Source organism: Pseudomonas sp. SST3, assembly GCF_003325755.1.
Genome location: NZ_QORI02000193.1, coordinates 1 through 3,058 on the forward strand (window position 1 = coordinate 1; position 3,058 = coordinate 3,058).

Below are 3,058 nucleotides of genomic sequence, written 5' to 3' on the forward strand. Positions count from 1 at the left end.
TTTTTTGTTTTGGCTCACCTACAATTCGAAGAACAATGAGGATCAAAATGTGGGAGCGGGCTTGCCCACGATGGCGACCTGTCAGTCAATGATTCTTCAACTGAACCACCGCTTTCGCAGGCAAGCCAGCTCCCACACTGGTTGTGGGTTGCCCACGGAATTGGCGCCAGGCATAGATCCCTGTGGGAGATTCTATGGTTGAGGGGCAACCCTCAACCAACTTTTGGCTGATATTCGCTTTGCCCTTTCAGCAGAGCGAACACCACCCTAGCAAGCTTGCGGGCCAGTATTACCAGCGCCTGTGTGGTGCTATAGCCTCGCGCCCTCTGTGCTTGATAAAACGCTTTCCATGTCTCTGTTCGGCTAGCCGCCATCGCTGCGTTATGCAGCAGGCGCCGAGCTTCTGAGTCGCCGCGCTTACTTAAACTACGACGACCATCCTTCTGTCCTGACTTGTTGACGCGCAAATCCATACCAAGAAAGGCGATAAACGCGTCCGAATTCCTGAACTCTCCCCGTTGGAAGGTGGCAATCAAACGCGCGCCAGTCAAAAAACCGATGCCTTCGACTTTCAAGCAACGCTTCAACTGACCCAGTAAACCTGCTTCTTTCAGGCAGTCACTGATCATTTTTTCGATTAACCCTTCCAGTCTCTGCATCGACTTCACCTGCTCGGCAAACGAGGCCTTAAGAAGCGGCTCGTTCGCCCAGCTTTGCGCCAGGCTGACGCGCGCCTGAACCAAGGCTGCGCGCCGACGAAAACAGGCTTAGAAGATGGCGATACAGCGGTGATGGAGGTGTCCAGGGACGCAGTTCGTCTGCCTCCTTTCTCAAATAGCGGACGAGCAGCTTGGCATCCAAAGCATCGGTCTTGGCCCGGATCTTCACGCTTTCGCGGTAATGCTTGAGCTCATAACCTCCAACCATGTAAACCACGCAACCAGCTTCATGAGCTAGATCAGCAAACTCCAAGTGGTAGATATTGGTGGCTTCAATTGCGATGGCCACTTTGCAGGACAAGGCCTTCAGCCATTTTTTGATAGCGGCTTTGGTGTTTGGGATTGTTTCTAACAAATCGACTTCAGCGTGATAAATCACCAGTTCATTCTTAGCGACATCGACGCCTACGATTGGCTTTGAGACAGAAACTGGCATTGCCATGGGGCTTCCTCCGGGCTAAGGTTTTGAGCACTTGAAGGGCTCACCCAGAGGCGCAGGCTTGTTCCTATCGTCGGTCATAGCCAGATGCATTCTTTATCGGCGCTTGGGTGAAAGGAGGAGGGGCGAAATCTCCCACGGTCTGTACTGCGTCAACAGTCAGAATCGGGCTTTGTCCCTTCTCCTCCCTTCAAGTCCTAGCATACAAGCGGGCTTGCCCGCGATGGCGACCTGTCAGTCAATGATTCTTCAACTGAGCCACCGCTATCGCAGGCAAGCCAGCTCCCACACTGGTTGTGGGTTGCCCACAGAATCGGCACCCGGCATAGAACCCTGTGGGAGCGGGCTTGAACTGGCCTAATGATTTTGGACACTTCAATCGGGCGTTATGATAGCGCCCAAATCTGAGGTGTTTGGATATGCGTAAATCTTATTCGAGTGAGTTCAAGCTCAAGGCTGCCAGCATGGTGCTGGATGAAGGCCAGCCGGTTACTGAGGTCTGTGCCAGCCTAGATATCGGCCCCACTGCTCTACGCCGCTGGGTCGATCAAGTGCAGAAAGAACGCCTGGGTTCGACCCCGGTAGGGGCCAAGGCAATTACCGCTGATCAGCGAGAAATCCAGAGGCTCAAAGCCCTACTCAGGGAGAAAGACCTGGACATTGAAATCCTAAAAAAGGCCAGTGCTCTCCTGCTTTTGGACGCCAAAGATCATTCACGCTGATCGATGAGCTGGACGAGCAATACGGCGTTAAAAGGTGTTGCCGGGCGTTTGGGATCAACCGTAGTAGTTTCTACGCCTGGCGCCAGCGCCAAGGCAGAGCAAATCCTGAACGGGACAAGCTCAAAGCCGCGCTGGTCAAGCACCACAGGGCGTCCAGAGAGTCGGCCGGCGCACGTACTTTGTCCAAGGAGCTAAAAGCCAAAGGGCATCGTATCGGACGTTATATGGCTCGCAGTTTGATGCGCGAAGCTGGCATCGCTAGTCGTCAGCGCAGGCGCCATAAGTACAAGTCGCCGGGCGTTGAGGCATTGGTTGCGCCGCACGTGCTCAAGCGAAAATTTGATGTAACGGCGGTTAACCAGGTGTGGTGTGGCGACGTAACTTACATCAAGGTCGGCAAGCGATGGATGTACTTCGCCGCCGTTCTGGATTTGTACGCTCGGAGGATCGTGGGTTGGTCGTTCTCGATGATTTCTGATGCCAATCTGACCTGCGAAGCGCTACGCATGGCGGTTGAGCTACGCGGCCGCCCCCAGGATGTGTTGTTTCATTCAGACCAAGGTTGTCAGTACACCAGTCATAAATTCCGAAACGAGCTTGTGAAACACGGATTTAGACAAAGTATGAGCCGTAAAGGCGAGTGCTGGGACAACGCCCCCATGGAGCGTTTCTTTGGTAGTTTGAAATCAGAGTGGGTTCCTGAAACGGGCTACAAACTGGAACATGAGGCCCGGGCAGACGTGCAGCGCTATGTCTCGCGCTACAACATCAGCAGGCCTCACAGCTACAACGACTACCGGTCGCCGGTCGCGAAGGAAAGGTTGGTGGCGTGAACCTTAATCGGTGTCCAAGATTACTTGACCAGTTCAGCTTGCCCGCGATKGCGCAGTGTCAGTCGATTAAGTGTTGACTGGCCCACCGCTATCGCAGGCAAGCCAGCTCCCACATAGGGCGGCGGTGACACCGACGCACAAAAAAGGGCGGCACCCTCACAGGTACCGCCCTTTTTGCCGCTATCTGCCTTTACAGCTTGGCCGACAACAACGCCTCCAGCTTCTCCTGGTCCCGCGCAAACTGACGAATCCCCTCCGCCAGCTTCTCAGTCGCCATCGCGTCCTCGTTGGACTCCCAACGGAACTGCGCTTCAGTCATATGCACACGGGCCTCACCGGCATGCC

General features: G+C 54.6%; 2 protein-coding genes and 1 pseudogene. 1 reads left to right on the plus strand and 2 read right to left on the minus strand.

The window, feature by feature from the left end; translation table 11 throughout:
- Nucleotides 1-212: 212 nt before the first annotated feature.
- Nucleotides 213-1,161 (minus strand): annotated as a pseudogene (locus tag DQ405_RS26380) (IS110 family transposase).
- A 416-nt stretch (nt 1,162-1,577) separates the two neighbouring features.
- Between DQ405_RS26380 and DQ405_RS26385 the strand changes: the two are divergent.
- Nucleotides 1,578-2,713 (plus strand): IS3 family transposase gene (locus DQ405_RS26385; RefSeq protein ID WP_446730926.1). Its coding sequence is split into 2 segments (ribosomal slippage): nt 1,578-1,827 and nt 1,827-2,713, totalling 1,137 coding nucleotides; the frame shifts between segments, so codons are not numbered across the junction.
- A 190-nt stretch (nt 2,714-2,903) separates the two neighbouring features.
- Here DQ405_RS26385 and DQ405_RS26390 read toward each other — a convergent pair.
- On the minus strand, nt 2,904-3,058 hold a 155-nt coding region (locus tag DQ405_RS26390; RefSeq protein WP_274597462.1), incomplete at its 5' end, for a transaldolase family protein.